Genomic DNA, 2076 nt, shown 5'->3' on the forward strand with positions numbered 1-2076 from the left:
TCAGCAAACGCTTTTTGTGCTTGATCTAAATGTGCTGCCAAAACAGACGCACGACCAACGTTAGTGAATTTTAAATCTTTTCCACCTAACGGATCTTCTAAATAAAGTGAAGAAGCTTTGCTATCGATTGCACCATGGAAATCATTTACACCTAGCATTTGAATTGGAATAGTTTTCTTAGCATCAGCTTTTTCAGCTGGTGCATTTGAATCCGCTTTCTCAACAGGTGTATCAGCTGCTTCTTTTACCTCGCTAATTTGAACACCATCTTTAGCTGGTGCATCTTCTGCAAATACATTAGTTGCAGTAAGTGTTAGTGGGCATAACAAAACTGCTGTTAATAATAAAGAACTACCTTTTCTTGTTTTCTTCATAATTCTCCTCCTAATTACATTAGTTATTGTATTCGTTTTCATTTTACCTCTTTACCAAGAATTGTTCAAGCACATTTTAAGTAAATAATACTAAAAAGAAAGCAAATATGACCTACTATTATCCACAAAATCACTTTTTCACAATAAAGTAATAGACATATTCTCAATATACAAACAATAAAAGTACTCTTCACTATAATTAATAGTAAAAAGTACTTCTATTACCAAGCAAACGCATTTGTTATTTCATTTAAATAATTTAACCAAACTTTTTCTTTTATCTCTAAAAACGTTAATGAAATGCCTGCCATATTGGTTGAGGTCATAAAATTTCCACTTTTTTGAAAAACAATATTAATTCCCTCTAAATCAAGTAATCGTTTAACATCATTAGCAAAAATATATTGCTCCATCACCGTTGTTCCTCCCAAACCATTAATCATTAACGCAAACGGGTACTGATGATGATTTGAATACTGGGTTAGCAGTTTATTAATCAGTTCATTAGCTAGGTACTCTGATGAAAAAAAAGGTTCACTTCGGTAACCAGATTCACCATGAATGCCTATACCAAATGAAATTTCATTTTTTTCTAAAGAAAATACTGGCTTTTCACTTCCAATGGTCTTGCCACTAGCTAAAGCCACACCAAGCGTATTCATTGAAGCCACCACTTCTTCACCTAATATTTTAAGTTCCGCTAAACTTTTTCCTTCTTTAGCAGCTGCTCCTAATATTTTATGAACCAGAATGGTTCCAGCGACACCTCTACGTCTTTTTTTATAGCTACCTTCTTCAATAGAGCAATCATCATTAACAATAATATGCTCGACTTTAATTCCCTCAGCTACTGCTAATTCCTTGGCTTCTAAAAAATTGGTAACATCTTTTTCAAAATTTTTTATAATTAACAAGACACCTTTCTCCGTAGCCACCGAATGAATTGCTTTTAAAATTTCTGCAGCTTTTGGTGGAATAAAGATAGGACCACTCACACTTGCACTAAGCATACCATCTCCCACATACCCAAAATGAGCCGGCTCATGACCGCTCCCACCGCCGCTAATCAAAGCTACTTGATCTGTCTTATTTTCTTTTATTTTAATAATACCTGTATTTTTTAATCGTTCTAATTTATCCTGATGAATAAATGCTACACCATTTAAAACTTGGGACACAGCATCTTTTGGTTTATTGATAATTTGTGTCATAACACGCTTGCCTCCCTTTTTTCACTTTTATTAGTGTAACACATAAAGAATATTAATTTTAGTAAAAAAAGAGAAATCCAAATCTGGCTCTCTCTTTTTCGTTATTACTACTTAATTTTTAATGGGAGTAACTGTTCTTCAATCGTAGTTATATCTGCACCAGCTTGAATAAGAGCTGCTGCTGTATAACTACTTTCTAAAAGCGCCGTATCGTATAATGTCACTTCCTTTTCAGTCATTTCGATTGCCATCTCTAAATTCATTTTGGCACTACCTAAATCGTAGAAAGCTAATATTTTATCTGCTTTATTTTCTTCAAATGCAGTTAAAATCATCTCAAAGCTAGTGCCTACTCCGTTATCTTCTGTTCCACCAGCTGTTGTTACTGACACATCCTTAGCAACTTCTTTAATCAATCGTTCAATTCCTTGAACAACATCTGACACGTGAGACACCATCACAATTCCTAAAGTCATTATTACTTCACCCCT

Annotated in this window: 3 protein-coding genes; all 3 read right to left on the reverse strand. The window is 34.0% G+C overall.

What is annotated here, in order from left to right:
- Nucleotides 1-374: hypothetical protein (locus tag RR554_RS09390; protein ID WP_443081267.1), on the reverse strand; the 374-nt coding region annotated here is incomplete at its 3' end.
- Nucleotides 375-595: 221 nt separating this feature from the next.
- Nucleotides 596-1585, reverse strand: coding sequence for a DhaKLM operon coactivator DhaQ (gene dhaQ, locus RR554_RS09395; RefSeq protein ID WP_332463807.1), 990 nt, complete (start codon nt 1583-1585; stop codon nt 596-598).
- 107 nt (nt 1586-1692) lie between these two features.
- A complete protein-coding gene (gene dhaM, locus RR554_RS09400; RefSeq protein WP_332463812.1) occupies nt 1693-2061 on the reverse strand; it encodes a dihydroxyacetone kinase phosphoryl donor subunit DhaM in 369 nt (122 codons plus the stop codon).
- Nucleotides 2062-2076 lie beyond the last annotated feature (15 nt).

Source organism: Vagococcus sp. (assembly GCF_036639995.1).
Lineage (GTDB): Bacteria > Bacillota > Bacilli > Lactobacillales > Vagococcaceae > Vagococcus.

Coding starts and splice junctions, on each gene's coding strand:
- dhaM (WP_332463812.1), bottom strand. CDS start 2,061: ATGACTTTAGGAATTGTGATGGTGTCTCACGTGTCAGATGTTGTTCAA.
- dhaQ (WP_332463807.1), bottom strand. CDS start 1,585: ATGACACAAATTATCAATAAACCAAAAGATGCTGTGTCCCAAGTTTTA.